The organism is Roseibium algicola (assembly GCF_001999245.1).
Taxonomy (GTDB): domain Bacteria; phylum Pseudomonadota; class Alphaproteobacteria; order Rhizobiales; family Stappiaceae; genus Roseibium; species Roseibium algicola.
In genome coordinates, this window is sequence record NZ_CP019630.1 from 4,032,446 (window position 1) to 4,052,007 (window position 19,562).

Consider the following 19,562-nt stretch of genomic DNA (forward strand, 5'->3'; position numbering starts at 1 on the left):
TAGTGAGAACCTGCTCACGGCGGCGGCCTCGTGCACTTCTCGGACAATTCAGTGTCACCACGACGACTTCACCCGTTAACACCAAGTTATGCGGGTGGTAAAAATCGCTGGCTCCAAAAGCATTCGCGCCGCCATGGATCCAAACCATGACTGGACGAAGGTTTCCATTTGGTTTGCCAAGCTTAGGTGCGAAAACATTCAAGAAGAGGCAGTCCTCTTCCGCGTCGGGATCGTCAGGAGCATTTTCCTGCGGACAGTGCGGTTTGTATCGGGTTGCGTCATAGGATGCCGACGAAACGGCCAATGGTTGCGGCAGTCGCCAACGAAGTTCGGCAACAGGTGCCTTGGCATAGGGAATGCCTTTGTGGGCAATGGTTCCGTCTTCGATTGCGCCAACGAATGTGCCAGTTTGTGTAATGATTTCAATTGAGTTTTCCGGGTTTTCCTTGGCTGATGCGCCGCCGGCCGCAAGTGTGACGATCGCTGCAAGAGCGGAGATTTTTGCAAGGCTCGTGAGCCTGGCCAAAATAGATTTCGGCATATCTTTCGGTCCTCTGCACTAGCTTTCTTGAAAGTGGAAGTTGTTTTTCGGCCAGCTCCGACGGTCAGAGTCGATGAGGTTAGAGGACGTCGGTGTTGTGGTCTGGACGAAGAAGGTCGGCCTGAAGCCGGAGAAGCTCTCGCTCCCGGTTCACACGAGCACAAACGGCTTCAGGCTGTGTTTGTTTGCGGCCTCGCAAGAGCCGACCCAGGTTTGGCGGTTCCGCTATGTCAGGTTCAAAAAATTGATTGCGGTTCTCGCCTAGTTTGTAGGCTTGCGACCTTGTGGGCGGGACGTATACCGGAAGACGTATTCCAACGCCTCCGGAATCGTTTCAGCCCAAAGCTCCCATTCATGGTCGGCATCAACGACCCTAAACTCAACGTATTTCGGTTGATGCTCCCAAAGCGACTGGAACAGGACTGCGCCATGATAGGCAATGTCGTATTTGTCATGGTCGCCGGAGTTAATGTAGATCGGGACAACCAAGTCCTGGGCTTTGTAGCCATCAATAAACGAAGTGTAGTTGAGCGTTTTCCATTTTTCCGGATCAAATCGCCCGTCACGATTCAGGTAGGCTGGATGGCGATTTGCGCTTGAGGTTTCAGGAGGAAGTGGAACATAAACCGCTGGGCTAAGAGCCGCGCATGCTGCAAAAGTTTCAGGATGCTCAAGCACAAAATTAATGGCGCCTGATCCGCCTGCGGACAAGCCGCCCACGACCCGGCCATCCCTCTCGGAAATTACGTTCCAGGTCGTTTCAATGTGCGGAATAAGATCCTCGAAAAAGGCTGTCTTGGCCGGTTCGTTGTAGCCATCCACCCACCAACTCAACGAGCCTGGCATTACGACCACAGCAGGAGGGATCTTCCCCTCCGAAATCAGCCGATCAAGCGTGCCCTGGATCCGGCCTCGAACAGGCCAGCGGTTTTCGTTTTCAAACGATCCATGCAGTAAATACAGGACAGGGTAGTCCAGCTTGCCGCTCTCGTAGCCATCAGGAAGATAGAGATTGTACGCGTAGTCGCGCTCCAGCGTTTTTGATGGAAACGTATGATGTGATATTTCGCTGGCAAGGCATCCGCCAGCAAGAGCGAACTTCATCGCAAGGGCAAGAACAGTTGCTTTCAATTTTTCCTCCCAATTTTATTTGGAAGGAAAGAACGCCAGACGTTGAGGCAAAAGCCCAATTCAACTTGACGATCAAATGATCACTTATTTGTATTGCCCTTTCAGCCAGCGACACCATTGCACCTGCTGAGTAAGGTAGCGAGTTCGTTTACGATAAGGTCCTTGTCGTGATCGAGTGTCGCGACGTGAAAGGAGTTTTCAAGCCACCGAAGGCGTATGTCTGTCGATCCACATTCCCTTGCAATACGTTCAGCGTTTCTCGGATCGACCACGTGATCGGTTCTGGACTGCAATATCAGGATCGGCTGTTTCAGGAGGGGCAGCATCATTCCGGTTGAAAGCGTGAGGAAATACCGTTCTCTGATCGCTTTTGCCGGTATCCGGTCGTAGCAGATCTCACGAGCAGTTTCGTCTCGTATATCAGAACCGATACCGTCAAAATAACTGCTTGAATCGGTCTCCAGAAATTTCGCGGCATGCTCGGCCGAATACAGACCGGTTGAACCATTGATCGTTGTGACCGCACGCACCTTGTCCGGATGGCGTATCGCCATGTTTAACGCGAGTGTTCCACCAAGAGACAGGCCCGCGGCGACGATAGTTCCGCAGTGTTTACCAAGCTCCTCCAACGCCTCTTCCGCTGACCCAAGCCAATCCAGAAAACATGTGTGACCAAGATCCTCGGGTGAGCTTCCATGCCCCTTTAGCAGCGGAGCCAGGACAGTTGCGCCGGAAGCAGAGTGCAGACTCTCGCCAACGTATCGGACACTTTGCGGTGTGCTGGTGAAACCGTGGAGCAGCAGCACACCGGTATTTGAACCTGGGAGGAAAAATGGTGCTGCTTGGGGATCGGAAAACATGGGGTACCTTTCAGCTTGAAACCCCATTGCAAGTGAAACTCCACCGCACAGAAGGCAAATATCAAAGCCCTATCGGTTGATAGAGACTTGCGATCAGCGATTTTGGTCGATGCTTGTATCGGACCGGAAGCTAGCAACCAGTTTGTGGAGCAACTGCGTGTTAGCCGCCTTGTCCCAAACCATCGCGACATCAAGCTGCGGGCAGAATTCGTCGAACGTCACCAGTTTCAAAGAGGCCGGCAGACTCTCACGGATGCTGGATGGATAGAGCGTTAGCCCTCGCTTTTGGCTGACCCGCTGGAAAATGACCTGAACGTCCCATGGTTCTTCGACCACATGGGGGTGAAATCCGGTCAATTCACATGCCTCGTCGATCAAGTTGCGAAACGAGCGCCAATTTTCTCGAACACCGAGGACAAACGGGAAGCTGCACGCTGTTTCGAAGTCCGGAATGTCCGTTTCAATCGGAGCGACAAATCCGATTTCACAGCTCCAAAGTGTCGCTTGATCGAGGTTTGTCTTGGCCACGCTCGCATGCGAGAGCACGAAGCCAAGATCAATTGTTCCCGATTTCAAGGCGGACGTAATTGCGTCTGTGGACATGACGTGCATTTCCACCTGGACGTCCGGGCAGACTTTGGAAAAGTGCTGAAGGCCTTCGGAGATTTCAGAAGAAGGAGCAAGCGCTGAATAGCCGATAATGACATGCCCGTGGCGGCCCAGACTATTCCGTCTGGTCGCTCGGATCGTGCGCTCAAAGAGAGCAACTGCTTGGCGAGCGTCAGCCAAAAACTGGGTACCCGGCTCGGTCACCGCGAACGGTTTCGGCGGCCGTTGAAAGATGGTTATGCCCAGGTCCTGCTCGGTATCCTGCACACTTTTCGAAATGGCTGGTTGGGCGATGTTGAGAAGATCCGAAGCTGCCCGAAATCCTCCAGCATCTGCAACAGCAAGTGCATACCGAAGGTGTTTGATTCCCAGGCGAGAGGGCTTCTGAAGCATTGTATCCAGTCCTGCTGATAGGGCGATAACGTTTCGCGATCACACGATCAGGCAACAGTATTTGTGCGCTTTCGTCAAACGCCAGATTGTCTCCCACAGACACCAAGCAAGAGTGTCGGCACAGGGAGATGAAATGGACAGTTTGTTCAAGAAACTGGCGAACGGTTTGACGCTTATCAGCGGTGCAGTGCTCCTGCTGATGATGATGCATGTAACTTTGGATGTAGCGCTCAAAAACCTTTTTAACGCGCCGATCCAGGGAACAATGGAGATTTCCTCTTACTATTACATGGTTGCCGTAGTCATGCTGCCAATGGCGCTGGTCGAAATCAACGATGAACAGATTTCTGTTGATCTACTGTTTGGACAGTTCCCCCAGCTACTTCAAAAAGCGCTTCTTCTTGTAACTTTTCTGGCAACGGCCTGCGTTCTCGCTCTCATGACCTGGCGGACCGGGCTCGACGCGATACGTGCGTTTCGCGTTGGCGAAGTGGTCATGGGAAGTCGCGAAGTCGTCGTGTGGCCTGCCAGATGCCTTTTGCCACTCGGGTTCGGATTGGCATCGATTGCAGCTTTATTGCGTGCAGCAATGTTATTGCGTGGTCGCCGAGTCCTCGCCGTTCAGCACGAGGGCGTCACAGAATGACATCCTTGTCTATCGGTTGGAGTGGGGTTGCGATCCTTTTCACACTTCTTGCCGTTCGTATGCCGATCGGCATCGCTTTGATGATCGTTTCCCTTGGGGGAATTTGGATTCTTACCAACACAGTTGCGGCCCTCGGAATCATTAGCGCCTTGCCCTTTACGTTTATTGGGGATTGGTCGCTAACAGCGATCCCAATGTTTCTCCTGATGGGTTTTGTTGCCGCCAACACAGGCCTGACATCTGGAGCTTTCGATCTTCTGCGGCTCTTGCTGGCAAAAGTGCCAGGTGGCCTCGCTTCCGCCAGTGTCGGTGCATGCGCTTTGTTTGCGGCCGCCTCCGGTTCCAGCATTGCGACAACTGCGGCCATGTCCAGGATAGCTGTTCCCGAGATGCTTCGTGCCGGCTACCACCCAACTCTTGCGACCGGCGTAGTCGCTGCATCCGGAACCCTCGGATCGCTGATACCACCCTCAATTCTGATGGTTTTGTTTGGTATTTTCACGGAACAATCCATCGGTCAGCTTTTTATCGCAGGCGTCATCCCTGGCATACTCTCCGCATTGATTTACGCAGGCATGATCACAATTCGCTGCGTTGCAAATGCTGACCTGGCACCAGCTGTTAAAGTTGAGTTGGGCGCAGGTGAGCTGAAATCACTATTGCTGTCTGTCTGGCCATTTCCGGTGCTGATCGTCGGTGTACTCGGCGGAATTTTCTTCGGGTTTTTCACTCCGACGGAAGCCGGAGCAGTCGGTGCTTTCCTTGCCATCACTATCGCTGCCGCAAGCCGGCGCCTCACAGTAACCGCCGTCAAAACAGCGGTCCGGCAGACCGTCGTTGCGACCTCGTCGATTTTCTTTCTTTCGATCGGGGCCGTGATGTTCACGCGCTTCATGGGCTTGTCCGGTGTCCCGGATTCACTCGCCACGGCGATGCTCGGGATATCCGACAATCCGATCCTCATCATAGTCATGATAGCGGTGCTCTACATCATCCTTGGAATGGTGATCGATTCCATCGGTCTGATGCTGCTCACCCTGCCTGTGCTCCTTCCGGTCCTGGAAGGAGCCGACATCAACATGATCTGGTTCGGCATCATCGTCATTAAACTACTTGAAATCGGCTTGGTCACACCACCGGTCGGCCTGAACCTGTACGTCTTGCATGGCGCTCTGGGTGGCAAGGTCAGGCTTCGGGACATCATCAATGGAACAGCCTGGTTTATCGCAATGGACGTGGTGACGCTTGCACTACTCATCGCGCTTCCAGGTCTGTGCCTCTTCCTGCCCGCTCTGATGAGCCGGTAGTCAGCAGCTTCAACCAAGTGGAGGAGTAACTATGAAAATATCAACACTCATGGCCGCCCTGGCAGTGTCCTTGACAGGAACAGTGGCAAGCGCTGCCCAGTACAACGCAAATCACTTCTTTGCCGAGCGGCATTCCATGGTTCGCGGACCATATGTGGAATTTGCAAAGAATGTCGCCGAAGACACGAACGGGGAGGTGACTTTCAAGGTCTTTTCCGCCGGATCGCTTCTTCCCCCGGCATCTTCGCTTGGAGGATTGAGGGACGGGATTGCGCAAGTCTCCTATCATGCGGGAACCTACACGCCTGCCGAGCTGCCCGTTGCAAATCTCATCGGCAACATGGCCTTCTACAATACCGACCCATTGGTGATGGCCTTTGCGTCGACCGAGTTCGGCCTGACCCATCCAGCCGCACTTGCTGAATGGAAGAAAAACGGGATTGTCTTTGGTGGAGGTTATTCGACATCCGAATACCACATGCAATGCAACACCAAAGTCGAAACCCTGGCGGATGTTCAGGGAAAAAAATTGCGCATGCCGGGGGGCGCCTGGTCTCGCTTCGCTGAGCATATTGGCGCATTGCCGGTTTCGATACCTTCCAGCGAAATGTACTCCGGCCTAGACGTGGGGGTGCTTGATTGCGCCGTTGCTGCCGCCGATGCCCTGGACAGCTTCAGCTTGAAGGATGTCGTAACTTCAATGAACACGCTTGCGGTCGGAAACTACTATGCGGGGTTCGAATGGGCTTATAACGCTGACTTCTGGAAAAGCATCTCACCCGAAAACCGGAAAGTGCTTTTTGATCAGATGGCGTACTACCTTGCAGAGCATCGCATTGAGTTCGATGCTGACGTCGAAAAAGCGGTAAGTGCGGCAAAGGAAAAGGGCATGGTCGTTTATGAGCCGGACCAGGCATTGCAGGACGCTTTGGCTGAATTCGTGAAGAAGGACGAGGCCACTCTAATAGCAACTGCCGAAGAGCGCGGCGTTGAAAACCCGGCCGCGATCCTGGCGGATTTCAAGCAAACCATCGATCGATGGGACGCGCTTCTGGATGGCATCGACCGTCAAAATGTCGATGCCCTCGCTGAACTGGCGCGAACTGAAATTTACGACAAGTTGGATCCGGCTACCTACGGAACGGACTGACCTAGATGTCACGCGGTGAACTAACAGGGCAAAAGGTCTGTGATTGAGAGTATGGAGACTGATGACAACAGGTAGTTCATCGCGTTGCAGCTGACTGAATAGCCCCGTGTTTTCTAGACACCCTCGGCTTTTATTTTCTGCTGTCGTTCGAACTCGACGGGCGACAGCATCTCATTTCCGACGTGTTTACGTTTTGGGTTGTAGAACATCTCAATATGGCCGAACACATCCCGCCTCTGGTCTTCGTGGGTGTTGTAGGTTCGTCGTCGCACCCTTTCCCGTTTGAGCAGATTGAAGAAGCTTTCAGCAACAGCGTTGTCATAACGGTTTCCACGCTGGCTCATCGAGTGTTCCAGATTGTGAGCACGAAGGAATGAAACCTATTCACAAAGGAACTTAGCGTAGTATGTAAATGAAAGTAGCATACGCGTTTATCCAGATGACATTGAACTTGATTAGATTTTTTGTAGGGCATGCGGGGTGAAAAGAGGATCATAGAAAATGATAAACGAGATTATTGTCTTTGCCCCAATCATTCTGGCGGCGGCATGCATTCCCAGTATCTATCGTCGAGCCGGCTTTCCAAAGAATGTTCGCCGTTTCATGTGGCTGCCTACAATCCTTGCCATTTCTTCCTTAGCCGCAGTGGTATCAGGAGAGAGGGGGGTGTTCGTTGGCCCACTTGGAACATGGGCGATCGCTGCGGCCCTGCTAATGCTCGTTCTGATAGATTGGCCGAGGAAGGTAAGTAGAAATTAGTCAGTGCAGACGGTTAGAGAAGGTTTCCAAACCTAACGTTTACCTTTGTGTTTAGATCGACTAGGCGCGGATCAACAAACGAGTAGACCCAGCCGTATTGAGGCGAGTTGGTCAGCGGCTATGATGGTATCAGCTATCCAATCGCATGCCTTTCACCACCTAGCGAAGCGGTTGGAACAGGTGGTGCGCGGGCAGTAGCAGTCGTTACAGGACGCACCGGATCTCAAAATCCAGTGGATACTGTTCAGCATACGGCGATCATCACTACTTGGCACGCGGCGCTGCATATTGGGCAATCGCGATAGGATCGCACGCCGGTCGAACTCGATAAGTTTGCGCATGCCGATGCGTAACAAGTTTGCGTGGCGTTACGCAAGCAGGTGCTGGGAGGACGGGTCAAATCGTAATTCCTTTTTCGAGCTCCACGTTTTCAGGCACTAAGCGCCATTGCATTTGGCGACGACATCAGAGCCGCGTTTTTTGTACAACTTGAACTGGGCTACCTAGCTGGTTCCGGTGTCACGGCAAATCTCAGCGCGAACAGCACTCTAATCAATACTAATTTTGTTGAATAACTTCGGTTATCTGAGCAATTCTCGATCACAATCAATTCTGGACCTTCCTAGCCAAGTAATGCTGTTAGATGATTTGCTTATGCACCAAATTACTGAAGCGGACCTGTCTCGAGATAGGTGCGGCGACTCGCCAACCTCCAGTCATCGAGAGGTTTCGTTAGCAATTAAATTCACCCAAATGAAAGCCGAAATACTCCTTGACCTCAACTTATGTTGAGCTTTTAGGGTCGAATCCTTGCACGAAACGACCGAAGGTATCGAAGAATGAGCACTCTAGAAGTTCTATCTCAACGGACGCCGCAGCCTAATATCGCGCGGGAAGGAATTTTGATCGCGGAGCCCAGGACTGCTGGCAGCAACAAGGAGTTTCTTGGCATCGTCGCCTTGCTGATGGCTATCGCAGTCCTTGCAATAAACATGATCCTCCCAGCATTTGACCAAATTTCTTCTCAATTTGACCTTTCCGATACGTCACGTGCTGGATTGATCGTTTCTTTACTCTATCTCGGTCTGGCAATTGGGCAGATCACTCTGGGTCCTCTTTCAGATAGCCTTGGGCGCCGAAAAGCACTCTTTATAGGAGTTTCGGTGTTCATGATTGGGTGCATTGTTTCCGGAATGGCCACCAATTTCGAAACGCTCATCATCGGACAAATCATCCAGGGGATCGGTTTGGGTGCTCCCCGTGTGATAACCTTGGCCGTTCTAAGAGATCGTTTCTCGGGCAATTCGATGGCTCGAGCGATGTCATTTGTTATGATTATGTTTGTTCTTGCACCGACATTTGCTCCATTTATCGGGCAAAATATTGTGTCGATTTTTGGCTGGAAATTTCTTTTTGTGGCCTATGGTATTCTTGGCGCGAGTTTACTGCTTCTAATTCGCTTTCGACTTCCTGAGACTCTCCCGAGAGATAGACGAACGCGCTTTAACCCTAATGCTATCGGATCGTCTTACGTTGCCGTTCTAAAAAATCGAAAAGCCACAGGATATGCCGTTGCGCTGGGTGCAATTTCGGGCCCGTTTATTGCTTATCTGAATTTGTCTCAAGAAATTTTCGAGTTTCAATATCAACTAGGCAAAACCTACCCAATCGTATTCGCTATTTTGTCTCTTTGGATCGGCGCCGCTTCCTTAGTTAACGGCTTAGTGGTGCAAAAGTTAGGTATGGAGAATCTTTCAACCATTTCGTTAGGGGCAATTATTGTTACGTCTGTGGTCGCATTCGTGGCAACTGGAGCGGGTAGCTCGAATCTACCGATCATTGCTTTTGTCGCATATATGGGTGTCGTTCTGTTTTGTGTGGGCCTTTTGGTTAGCAACCTGAATGCGATGGCCATGTCGGAGTTGTCACATTCGGCTGGAGCAGGCGCCGCATTCATTGGTGCTTTATCGACAGCAATTTCAGTGCCCGTCGCGATCTTCATAGGTCGGCTCACATTTTTGGGTGTATCGCAGATTTACATTGGGTTTGCAGTGTGTGGACTACTGTCCCTTTCTGTTCATGTATTAATGAAAAGAGGCTTCTAGGATTGGGAAGAAGCTATCTGATGACCAATTCCAATGCCCTGAGCGAAGTCAAGATGGCTGCCGAATGGGAATGACTAGATAGATCCAAAGATCCTAGTATTCTAGATTTTGAAGCTTTGCGGCCCTTCGAATTCGATCGGCGGCAGTATCTTGGACCTAACGTTTTGGAGTTTCGATCTTTAGAATATCTTGTTTTACGACAATTCATTTGTTTTGCTCCTGCCTTCCAAAAAATTGGTTGCCTTTGACTTGAGCGTTTTGCAGTAAGAAGGACCTGTTGCGGACTTGTATTCCTCCTTTGACTTGGTGGTTTGGCTAAAAAAGAGAAGGTTCACGGGATAGTGTCATGGCGCGAAAAATCGCGTAGCAGCAATCTGTTTTGCACTGACGAGCGGATTGTCGCGAAAGCAGATCACTTTGCTAACATCGCCGGATCTTTCCTCCACGTATGGAATTGCTTTGGCTTTCCACATCAATCGAAGCTCAACCCGGACCCGAATATCATGCAGGCGTTTCGTTCAAGGAGTAAGGGTTCCGGAGCGCGTTAGCGATTGCGCGCATGTGTTTTGCTAGTGTGTCACGGGAAGGCGCTGCACCAATGCTGAAGCGTACAGCGTGATCTGGGCAATCGCGGCTGACGGAAAAGGATTCGGCGGTCAATGCCAACAGGTCTGAGTGACGTGCCCATGACTGAAAGCCTTCGCGGGTCCAGGGATCGGGAAGCTTCAACCAGACATGGGGGCTAGTGGCGGAGGTCCTGACATCGAAATCAGAGAGAATGGATGTCACGACTTCGTTGCGCACGGACAGTTCCTCCCTATTGTCGCGAAGAATATCGGCGGCAGCGCCACACTGAATCAATCTCGAGGCTAAATCGGCCTGGATCGGGGACGCCATCCAACTCGTTGCACGCAAAGCACCTGCAAGCACATTGATTTGCGAAGCGGGGGCTTCAAGATAGCCGATACGCAGTCCCGGGCCGAGTGTCTTGGAAAGGCCAGCGAAGCGCATGCTCTCTCCACCCGCAATGTGAGCTATCGAAGGCAGAGGCTTTTCGGTTAATCCTGCATAGGCAACATCTTCTATTACCGTAACACTATGCCGCTTGGCCACAGTTGCGATTTGTCTTCGACGATCCTCAGTCTGTGTGGATGTGGTGGGGTTATGAAGGTCTGCAACCGTTACCAAAACCCGTATTGGTTCATGTCGGCAAACCTTGTCGAAAGACTCTGGCACAAGTCCTTCGTCGTCGATTTCGACCGGTACTAGGATGAGGCCAAGCGCCGATGCAACCGATTTGAGCCCGGCATAGGTTAAACGCTCGGTCGCAATGCGCTCTCCGGCTCTGCAGGTAACCAAGAGAGCGCACAAGAGGGCATGCTGTGCGCCGTTGCATACTACAACCCTAGCGGGATCGACGTCGCTGCTAGTCATCTCGCCCAACCAGAAAGCACCGGCCTCCCGGTGTTCGTTTCGCCCGGGTCCTGCCTCATAGGCAATGGTCGTCCCAAACTCGGGGTCGAGAGCGGTCTCCATGAGCACCCGGCGCACGCGGTCTCCAAAATCGGGCAATGGTGTTTGATGCCCTCGGAGATCAAGGATTGACGTTTCTACATCTTCCTCTGGTTGCCTCTGGAAACCAGCTATCACCCTTGAACCGCGCCGCCCGTCCGCTTCGATCAATCCAGCGCGAGCAACTTCTCCGAACGCACGCGTCACCGTTCCAACGGTCACGCCAAGCTCAAAGGCAAGTGCACGGTGTGGTGGTAGACAAGTTCCTGCTCCTAGCTGGCCGCTCTTAATGTCTCCAGTCAGTGCGTCTGCGATTTGCCGGTATACCGGCCCAGATAAGCCCTGCAAATCCGGCTTCCAAGTGTCTTTCATCAGAGCACCCTATTTTGTATCGGTACGTAATATTGTTTGACAGTCATTTTGTATCGCATTCATATGCGCACATAAATCAGTTTGTATCGAAACTAAATTATAGGGAAAGCTCCTTATGGATGCAATCGAACCTGAAGGAATTAGTCGTGGTGGGGCCTATTCAACGGCGGTAGTCGCCGGTGATTTCCTTTTCGTTGCGGGGCAAACGCCGCGTGATGCCAATAGAAAGATCATTGGAAAAACCATCGAAGAACAAACCGCGGCAACGATGGACAATCTCGGAGCGATCCTGTCTGCCACCGGCGCCTCGTTCGATGATGTCGTTAAGGCCACCGTGCACCTCAAGAACCTTGACGATGCACCGCAGTTCAATGCGGTTTACTCCCGCTATTTTCCCGGCGCCAAACCTGTACGCACGACAGTTGGCAGCCAACTCAACGGGGTTCTTGTCGAGATCGATGTCATTGCGTTCGTTGGACGGCAGAACAACCAGGCGGAGGTGGGGCGTTGAACCTGAATCTTTGCCAGCGGAAACCGACTTTCACCGATGTAACAAGCGCAGCGCAGCGCATTGCTGGAAGAGCCGTCCGGACACCGCTTCTTGAATCTGATTTTGTCAATAAACGTGTCGGCGGTCGATTGCTAGTCAAAGCCGAACCGCTTCAGGTAACCGGTTCCTTCAAGTTCCGGGGTGCCTTCAACAGGATCGCCCAACTCAACGAAGAAGAGCGTAAGCAGGGTATTCTTGCATATTCCGGAGGCAATCATGCTCAAGGGGTCGCTGCGGCCGCCCATATGCTCGGTGTTCATGCGATTGTCCTGATGCCGTCCGATGCGCCTGAGGTCAAGATACGGGGCACTCAGTTCTACGGTGCCGAAGTAGTTCTGCATGACCGGTGGAAAGATGACCGGGATGAAATCGCCCGCCGTCTGATAGGCGACAGTGGCCGCGTTTTTGTTCCGCCATTCGACGACGCTGACATCATCGCGGGCCAAGCAACCGTGGGGCTGGAGATTAGCCAGCAGGCAGCCGAGTTGGACGCGAACCCGGACGCCGCATTGATTTGTTGCAGTGGGGGTGGGCTGACGGCAGGGGCCGCTCTGGCGCTCAAGCACCTCCATCCGCAAATCGAAGTCTTTTGCGTCGAGCCCGATGATTTTGACGACACTCGGCGCTCGTTGATCTCAGGCATTCGGGAAAACAATCCCGTCGGCGCTGCTTCCATATGTGATGCGCTCTTGGCGCGCCTCGGCGAATTGACCTTCTCGATGAACCAACAGCTTCTCAGCGGCGGGCTGACGGTCAACGACGACGAGGTGCTTGAAGCGATGTTCATCGCATTCACCCATTTAAGGCTGGTCGTTGAACCAGGTGGAGCTGTGGCCCTCGCTGCGGCTCTCTCCGGCAAGTTAGATCTGCGGAACCGCACCACTGCGGTCGTTGTGTCGGGCGGCAACGTCGATCCGGACATGTTCCGTCGTGCGCTGTCTTTGACGCAAAACAGAAGGGATCAGATGAATGGTTGATTTGAGTAGTCACCCCTTGACCGGAGTGGTCGCTGCCATCCCAACTCCGGTTTCGACCGACTTTGTGCCCAATGCAGGCCAACTTATTGATTTGGCCGAACGTTTGCTGGCGCAAGGTTGTCACGGCATAAACCTCCTGGGGACCACCGGCGAAGCAGTATCCTTTACCAGGCGAGAGCGTGTTCGCCTGATGGAGGATGTTTCAAAACGAGGCGATCTGGTCGCCCGGATGATGGTAGGAACCGGTGCTGCGGCTTTTGACGATGCAGTCGAACTGACTCGTGTCGCAGACCGATCAGGTTATCGTGCAGCGCTTGTGCTGCCGCCTTTCTATTACAAGAACATTACACAGAAAGAGATTGCCGACTGGGTCAGTTTTTTGATCGACCGTGCCGCACCGCGATCTGCAAGCATCTATCTCTACAACTTCCCCCAGATGACGGGCCTGACATTCGAGCGGCAGTCTGTTGCGTTACTGCGCGAACGATTTGGTGAGGTGGTGGCCGGTCTCAAAGACTCTTCCGGCAACCGAAAGTACGCCGCCGAGCTAGCATCGTTGTTCCCAGGATTTGCGGTGTTTCCCAGCAACGAAGCATTGCTTGCTGAGCGCGTTCAAGACGGTTTTGCCGGATGTATTTCTGCATCGGTAAACGCGAGCGCTGCTCTCGCGCGCGCGGTCCATGACGACCCAGTAGGCGCTCGAATTTCCGGTGTGGTTGACCAGATGAACGCGATCCGCACTGCGCTAACTCAGTTGCCACTTGTGCCAGCCCTCAAGGCGCTCGTCGGGAGCGATCTCAATGACGGCAACTGGGCTCGTACGGTGCCGCCGCTAGAACCCTTGGACGAGACAATGACCTGTCAGCTGATGAAGGCTGTAACAGAGATTAAGTCCGGCCAGAAGATGAAAGTTAACTAGATCAGTTAAGCAAGTGAAGAGTTCCAGAGAAGATAAATACAGGGAGGAAGAGATGAAAACATCAATTATTTTTGCGGTGGTGGCAGTCGGGTTTGTGATGCCCAGTGGCGCAATTGCACAAGAGTTGAGCGGAACCCTTGCGAAAATCAAGAATTCCGGAATTGTGACGATAGGGCATCGGGAATCTTCTGTACCTTTTTCTTACTATGACGATAACCAGAACGTCGTAGGTTATTCGATGGATTTGTGCGACAAAGTCGTGGGCGCCATCAAAGAAGAACTCGAACTTCCGGGATTGCAGATCAAGCTGGTACCGGTGAGCGGCGCTACTCGTATCCCCCTTTTGGCGAATGGTACGATTGACCTGGAATGCGGCTCGACGACCAACAACGCTGAGCGGGGAAAACAGGTCGCTTTTGGTCCTACCCACTTTGTCGCGGCGAACCGCTTCGTCTCGAAGACTGCGTCCGAGCTTCACACACTCGATGACCTCAAAGGCAAGAGCGTCGTCGCAGCAGCTGGCACTACCAATATTCGCCAGGTTGAGAAGATTAATTCCGAGAGGGATTTGGACATGGGCGTTTTTGCCTCCAAGGACCTCGCTGAAGGCTTCTTGATGGTTCAAACGGACCGTGCCTCCGCGTTCTTCCTGGACGATGTTCTGCTGGCTGGTTTGGTTGCCAATTCCAAGTCACCGACCGACTACACGATTTCCAGCATAGGTTTATCGGTAGAACCTTATGGCATCATGTACCGACGTGACGACCCCCGGTTCGCGACGGTTGTAAACAAAAGCCTGAGCGATGTCTTTACCTCAGGTGAGGGGGCAGCAATTTACCAGCGCTGGTTCACAGAGCCGGTTCCTCCACGCGGAATAAATCTCAACTTTCCAATGAGCGAAGAATTAAAGCGGGCTTTCTCGCATCCTACAAACTCACCTGATCCGGCTGAGTACCAGCACTAGGCCACGGTCGCCGGGAGCGTCCATGTTCTCATGGGGCGTGAATCCTCCCGGCGGCTTCGCTGCACTTCTTTCTATTCTGAATTACGGAAATCAGTAGATGACCTACCATTGGGACTGGTTGATATTCTGGCAGCCATCGCCGGACGGTGCAGGGACTTATCTCGACATGCTTCTGTCCGGACTGTGGGTGACTGTCTTGACAGCGATTTTGTCCTGGGTGCTTGCCATTCTGGCGGGGACCCTGGTTGGCGTGGCGCGAAGCTTCCCGGGAGGATTAATAGGCTTTGTCGCCACCGCATATGTGGAAGTCTTTCGTAACGTCCCGCTGCTGGTTCAGCTGTTTTTGTGGTACTTCGTGCTGCCTGAACTCTTGCCCAGTTCCTGGGGTCTTTGGATCAAGCAATTACCCGGGTCAAGTTTTTACACGGCGATTGTAGGCCTTGGCTTCTACACATCGGCACGTATAGCCGAGCAAGTTCGTGCCGGAATTGGCTCGCTGCCAAGAGGCCAACGAATGGCCAGCACTGCGCTCGGGCTGACTGTCGCTCAAACCTATAGGCATGTTCTGCTGCCCATGGCCTTTAGGATCATTTGGCCACCGCTGACCTCGGAATTTCTTGCCTGCATAAAAAATACATCGGTGGCACTAACCATCGGCCTTCTGGAAATGACCGCTCGAACCCGTGCGATGGCTGAATTCTCGTTCCAGGTCTTCGAGGCATTCACCGCGGCGACCCTTTTATATCTTGGGATCAATATTGTGGTCGCTTTTGGCATGCGCATTGCCGAGCGGCGCCTTGAAGTCCCCGGTTATAGCGCGGAGCATTGACCAGTATGTTTTCAGATTTCGATTTCAACGTCATTGAGCGGTCGCTAGGTTATCTGTTCTTCACAGGCATGACCTTTTCGCTAACTCTGACAGCCTTGGCGACACTGACTGGCATTGCGTTTGGCACACTACTCGCGATGATGCGGCTCAGTACACTACCGGTTCTGCCGGTTCTCGCCACCGGCTATGTAAACTTGATGCGGTCTCTCCCGCTGATCCTGGTAATCTTCTGGTTCTATTTCTTGGTGCCATATCTGGGACAGTGGGTGACCGGGAGCGACCAGCCGATGCAGGTAGGGCCGTTTGCCTCAGCTTTGATCGCTTTTTCCATGTTCGAAGCGGCCTACTACTCTGAAATCATGCGTGCAGGCATCAAATCCATCCCGAGAGGACAGACTTCAGCCGCCAGTGCGCTTGGAATGAAGTACTGGCCCACGATGGCATATGTAATCCTGCCACAGGCATTCAGAAACATGCTGCCTGTACTTCTTACGCAGACGGTGATCCTATTTCAGGATACCTCATTGGTTTACGTGCTCTCCATGACAGATTTTCTGGGTGCAGCCTCCAAGATTGCCGCACGTGATGGACGTCTGGTCGAAATGTACATGTTTGCTGCGGTTGTTTATTTTGTGATGTCCTATGCGGCTTCCATTTTTATCAAACGCTTACAGATCAAAATTGCAATCGTACGGTAGAAGGACGAATGATCATGGTCTACACATCTGCACAGGAAATCATGCCTGCACCCAGTGATGCTGCGTCCGTTACTATTCACATGAATAACGTCAGCAAGTGGTACGGTCCCAACTTCCAGGTTCTCAAGGACTGCACGACAAGCGTCAGCCGAGGCGAGGTTGTGGTGGTGTGCGGCCCGTCTGGGTCGGGAAAATCTACACTTATCAAATGCGTCAATGCTCTTGAAAGCGTCCAGAGCGGTGAGATTGTCACCAATGGTGTCAGCATAAACGATCCGAAAATCAACCTTCCCGGCTTAAGATCAAGAGTTGGTATGGTCTTTCAGCATTTCGAGCTATTTCCGCATCTAAAGATTATTGAGAACCTATGCCTCGCTCAGCAAAAAGTGTTGAAACGCTCTCGGCGGGAGGCAAGGGAGAAGGCTGATAAACTTCTGGAGCGCGTAGGGCTCGAAGAGCATGCCGAAAAGTATCCCGGTCAACTCTCCGGAGGGCAGCAGCAGCGTGTCGCCATCGCCCGGGCGCTGTCAATGGATCCGGTCGTGATGCTGTTTGACGAGCCAACGTCAGCCCTTGATCCAGAAATGGTTGGCGAGGTGCTTGATGTCATGGTCGAATTAGCTAGAGATGGCATGACCATGATGGTTGTTACCCATGAGATGGGTTTTGCACGTAAAGTAGCCGACCGGGTCATATTCATGGATCGCGGCGAAATCATTGAGGACGCGACCAAGGAGGACTTCTTCGGCCGCCCTCGCTCTGAGCGCGCCCAAGCTTTCCTATCCAAGATACTTTCGCACTAGATGCTTCGTAATGCGGTGTTATTGTGAGTTGAGGAGTTATGGCAATAAGAAGGTGCTATGGGTTAGTCATCTGGAAGTAATTCGATGAAATGCGTATTAGTTTTGTAGCAGTGTAGCAATATCAATTTTCAGTCAGGAAGCAGTCTCGAGGAAGGCGGCAGATTTAAGGTGGTAATTATCAAAAAAGTTGACTGCGTCGAAGCTTGAATTGTGATTGAAGGTGACAGGTAGAAGAAGGTAAGCGCGAGGCTGATCCCATCTGGTGCGGTATGAGGTGAAGGGCGAGAGGTTGTGACACTGAAGGAGCGAAAGAGCTACGGTGTCACTATCTATTTCTGTGCCTATGACTGATCATACAAGTTTCCATATTCTTGAAGCGGTTCCGAGCCGTTTGGACGCAAGCCCGCAGCGTCCGCGGAGGCGCTGGTCTGAGAAAGCGAAGGCGCTTCTGGAGCCTGGGGCGAACGTATCGACCTGCCCGTCGTCAGGTAATCTGAGACATCATGCAGCCTGATTGAAGGAGGGGCTGGCGCATCTTGGTCTCAGTTTAACAGCGAGTTTGTCGTGCTGCGAGTGCAGTGGTTTCATTGTCCTCCTTTTGATTTTTTCCGTTCGAGAAGGATGTTCTGGCCGCGCCCGGTGTGGACGTTGGTCGTGATGAGATGGTTCAGGATCTCGTGAAAATACCGATGATTACAGTGACCGATAAAAGCGCTGACCGGTGTTTCCAGGTCTTCTAGCAGAAAGTAGTTTTCCAATAGGGTCCGGTTTTCAGGGGCTAATGCCAGCGTTCGATCTTGCCTTGCGTCTGGGAAGTAGAGGGGTCAACGCGCGTGTGCGTCATTCCCTTATGTGCGAGATATTCTGCCAGATCACCAGAGATGTAAGACGGCCCGTGGCACGTTTGGAATACTTGCTGCTGGTGCTCCCTTGGATGCGAACCTTCTTGTGGCGGGGGCACTAAACATGGCGCAGGTGTAACCGCGTTCATCCGGCAGCACCTCGACGTAGGTAGTGCGGCTGTGTTCATCGATTGCCAAAAGGACATAGTCATCGGCCGCGCCCTTGGAGCACTTGCGCCTGTATTGCCTTGTGATGCAGTGCTTGGTCTTGTTGAAGTGTCCGATCTTCTTGACGTCCAAGTAAAGCAGGTCACCAAAGAACTTTCGTGTTGGTTTCTCTACACTGAAACTTTAGCCAGAACAGGCCCGACGTAATCCTAGGAAAAATTGACAGGCTCAGAGAAATTTTCATATGTGAAACAATTGAATGGTCCGCGGTTCCAAATAGACTTCCGAAAAAGGTCAAAAAATGTTGGACATGACTGCCGCCAAGAAGATATCCGAGAAACCGGAATTCCGCGTGAGGAAGCACCTGCTTGATCTGGTCAAGGCGCATATGCCCGGAGACCGGCTGCCCCGCGTCCGCGACCTCATGACCAGGTTTCATACTTCGCAGCGCGTGGTCGAGCGCGCAATTCAGCCCCTTTTGGATGAAGGCCTGATTTCCTCACGCCGCGGCGCCGGCATGCATGTCGGTGCCGGAAAAACGCTGACGCCCGACTACCGGGCCGATTGCCTCATCCTCTATCGCAGCTCCGAAAGCAGGTTAGCGCGGAACCTGCTCATCGAACTGGTGAAACGGCTGAAACGCTCAGGCCTCAGAGTAACGATGATCGGATTCAAAAACGAGGAAACGGCAATTGAAAAGATGGCCGGGCAAGGGCCGGTGCGGTGTTGCCTGTTGCAAACCAATTTCGAGATCGTGAGCGTCGGCTTTCTGGCGCGTATCCGCGAGCTGACCGACCATCTGGTGATCGATGGTGTGTCCGTCACCGGCATCGATGCCGACGTAATCGGGACGAACTGGCGAGAGGCTTTGTCCATCGCCTACCGCGAACTTGTGGCACGGGGCCACCGCCGTATCGGTTTCCTCACTTCTTCCCACGACGCCAGGCAGATCGCGATGGCCCGGCGTGAATTCAACCTTCTGGCGAACTGGAAGGGCGACGGTGACAACCCGTTACTGTTTCAGGTCCCGCGGCTTCCGGGATCGTATAAAAAGGACGACGTCGTTGCCGCTCTCCCGCAAAAACCGGAAACGGGGCGTGAAGCCGCTCACACGGCACTCATCGTGTGGGGCCTTGTGGATGGCTATCTTCTCGACAGTGCGCTGATGGAGCGCCGTCTGGCTCCCGGAGAGGATATCGGAGTGATGCTGCTTGGCAGTGTCGACGTCGATTCCGAACATGTCACGCGCTTCGACACGGTCGGAAACCGGAACTCCGAGAAGCTTGATGTGTTCGAAAGGGTCGTCCGCAACCGGATCAACGATGACAAGACCAAACCGGCAACGCACTACCTGCGCATCCACCTTTTGGACAATGGCTCGACAGTTCGCCGGGAAGACGCCTGAACCCTTTTTTGAGTATAACTCC

At 52.8% G+C, this 19,562-nt stretch carries 16 protein-coding genes and 2 pseudogenes; 12 read left to right on the forward strand and 6 right to left on the reverse strand.

Annotation, left to right across the window (positions count from 1 at the left end):
* Positions 1-106 precede the first annotated feature (106 nt).
* The 4 genes and pseudogenes from B0E33_RS18545 to B0E33_RS18565 form a co-directional block, all read right to left on the reverse strand.
* Positions 107-541: pseudogene (locus B0E33_RS18545) on the reverse strand (carboxylesterase family protein); the annotation flags it as partial.
* A gap of 261 nt (positions 542-802) precedes the next feature.
* Positions 803-1,672, reverse strand: a complete 870-nt coding sequence (locus B0E33_RS18555; RefSeq protein WP_208997664.1) for an alpha/beta hydrolase — start codon at positions 1,670-1,672, stop codon at positions 803-805.
* 101 nt (positions 1,673-1,773) lie between these two features.
* Positions 1,774-2,532 carry an alpha/beta hydrolase gene (locus B0E33_RS18560; protein ID WP_167579563.1) on the reverse strand — a complete coding sequence of 253 codons (759 nt, stop codon included), beginning with the start codon at positions 2,530-2,532 and terminating at the stop codon, positions 1,774-1,776.
* Positions 2,533-2,625: 93 nt separating this feature from the next.
* A complete protein-coding gene (locus B0E33_RS18565; protein ID WP_077292014.1) occupies positions 2,626-3,534 on the reverse strand; it encodes a LysR family transcriptional regulator in 909 nt (302 codons plus the stop codon).
* Between the two features lie 133 nt (positions 3,535-3,667).
* Here B0E33_RS18565 and B0E33_RS18570 point away from each other — a divergent pair, with 133 nt between their 5' ends.
* From B0E33_RS18570 to B0E33_RS18580, 3 genes are all read left to right on the forward strand, one after another.
* The gene (locus B0E33_RS18570) at positions 3,668-4,180 is read left to right on the forward strand and encodes a TRAP transporter small permease subunit (RefSeq protein WP_077292015.1); all 513 of its coding nucleotides are present in this window, start codon (positions 3,668-3,670) and stop codon (positions 4,178-4,180) included.
* A complete protein-coding gene (locus B0E33_RS18575; protein ID WP_077292016.1) occupies positions 4,177-5,487 on the forward strand; it encodes a TRAP transporter large permease in 1,311 nt (436 codons plus the stop codon). Before B0E33_RS18570 ends, B0E33_RS18575 begins: the two co-directional genes overlap by 4 nt.
* A 136-nt stretch (positions 5,488-5,623) precedes the next feature.
* On the forward strand, positions 5,624-6,637 hold the full coding sequence (locus B0E33_RS18580) for a C4-dicarboxylate TRAP transporter substrate-binding protein (protein WP_265733574.1): 1,014 nt from the start codon (positions 5,624-5,626) through the stop codon (positions 6,635-6,637).
* Positions 6,638-6,750: 113 nt separating this feature from the next.
* Here B0E33_RS18580 and B0E33_RS18585 read toward each other — a convergent pair.
* A pseudogene (locus B0E33_RS18585) lies at positions 6,751-7,014 on the reverse strand (IS3 family transposase); the annotation flags it as partial.
* A gap of 1,221 nt (positions 7,015-8,235) precedes the next feature.
* On the opposite strand from B0E33_RS18585, the gene B0E33_RS18600 reads away from it, so the two are divergent.
* A complete protein-coding gene (locus tag B0E33_RS18600; RefSeq protein WP_077292020.1) occupies positions 8,236-9,501 on the forward strand; it encodes an MFS transporter in 1,266 nt (421 codons plus the stop codon).
* Between the two features lie 501 nt (positions 9,502-10,002).
* Here the strand turns inward: B0E33_RS18600 and B0E33_RS18605 are convergent.
* Entirely contained in the window at positions 10,003-11,385 is a 1,383-nt protein-coding gene (locus tag B0E33_RS18605) for an aminotransferase-like domain-containing protein (RefSeq protein ID WP_077292021.1), read from the reverse strand.
* A 115-nt stretch (positions 11,386-11,500) separates the two neighbouring features.
* On the opposite strand from B0E33_RS18605, the gene B0E33_RS18610 reads away from it, so the two are divergent.
* From B0E33_RS18610 to B0E33_RS18645, 8 genes are all read left to right on the forward strand, one after another.
* Complete coding sequence (locus tag B0E33_RS18610) at positions 11,501-11,896, forward strand: RidA family protein (RefSeq protein ID WP_077292022.1); 396 nt, start codon at positions 11,501-11,503, stop codon at positions 11,894-11,896.
* Positions 11,893-12,912: a threonine ammonia-lyase gene (locus tag B0E33_RS18615; RefSeq protein ID WP_077292023.1), complete on the forward strand. Its 1,020-nt coding sequence runs from the start codon at positions 11,893-11,895 to the stop codon at positions 12,910-12,912. Before B0E33_RS18610 ends, B0E33_RS18615 begins: the two co-directional genes overlap by 4 nt.
* Positions 12,905-13,831 (forward strand): dihydrodipicolinate synthase family protein, encoded by a 927-nt coding sequence (locus B0E33_RS18620; protein ID WP_077292024.1) that lies wholly within the window; start codon positions 12,905-12,907, stop codon positions 13,829-13,831. Before B0E33_RS18615 ends, B0E33_RS18620 begins: the two co-directional genes overlap by 8 nt.
* 52 nt (positions 13,832-13,883) lie before the next feature.
* The gene (locus tag B0E33_RS18625; RefSeq protein WP_077292025.1) at positions 13,884-14,795 is read left to right on the forward strand and encodes a transporter substrate-binding domain-containing protein; all 912 of its coding nucleotides are present in this window, start codon (positions 13,884-13,886) and stop codon (positions 14,793-14,795) included.
* Positions 14,796-14,892: 97 nt separating this feature from the next.
* Complete coding sequence (locus tag B0E33_RS18630; protein WP_077292026.1) at positions 14,893-15,624, forward strand: amino acid ABC transporter permease; 732 nt, start codon at positions 14,893-14,895, stop codon at positions 15,622-15,624.
* 5 nt (positions 15,625-15,629) lie between these two features.
* Positions 15,630-16,322 carry an amino acid ABC transporter permease gene (locus B0E33_RS18635; RefSeq protein ID WP_077292027.1) on the forward strand — a complete coding sequence of 231 codons (693 nt, stop codon included), beginning with the start codon at positions 15,630-15,632 and terminating at the stop codon, positions 16,320-16,322.
* A gap of 80 nt (positions 16,323-16,402) precedes the next feature.
* Complete coding sequence (locus B0E33_RS18640; RefSeq protein ID WP_156912533.1) at positions 16,403-17,125, forward strand: amino acid ABC transporter ATP-binding protein; 723 nt, start codon at positions 16,403-16,405, stop codon at positions 17,123-17,125.
* Between the two features lie 1,311 nt (positions 17,126-18,436).
* On the forward strand, positions 18,437-19,540 hold the full coding sequence (locus B0E33_RS18645; protein WP_077292028.1) for a GntR family transcriptional regulator: 1,104 nt from the start codon (positions 18,437-18,439) through the stop codon (positions 19,538-19,540).
* Positions 19,541-19,562 lie beyond the last annotated feature (22 nt).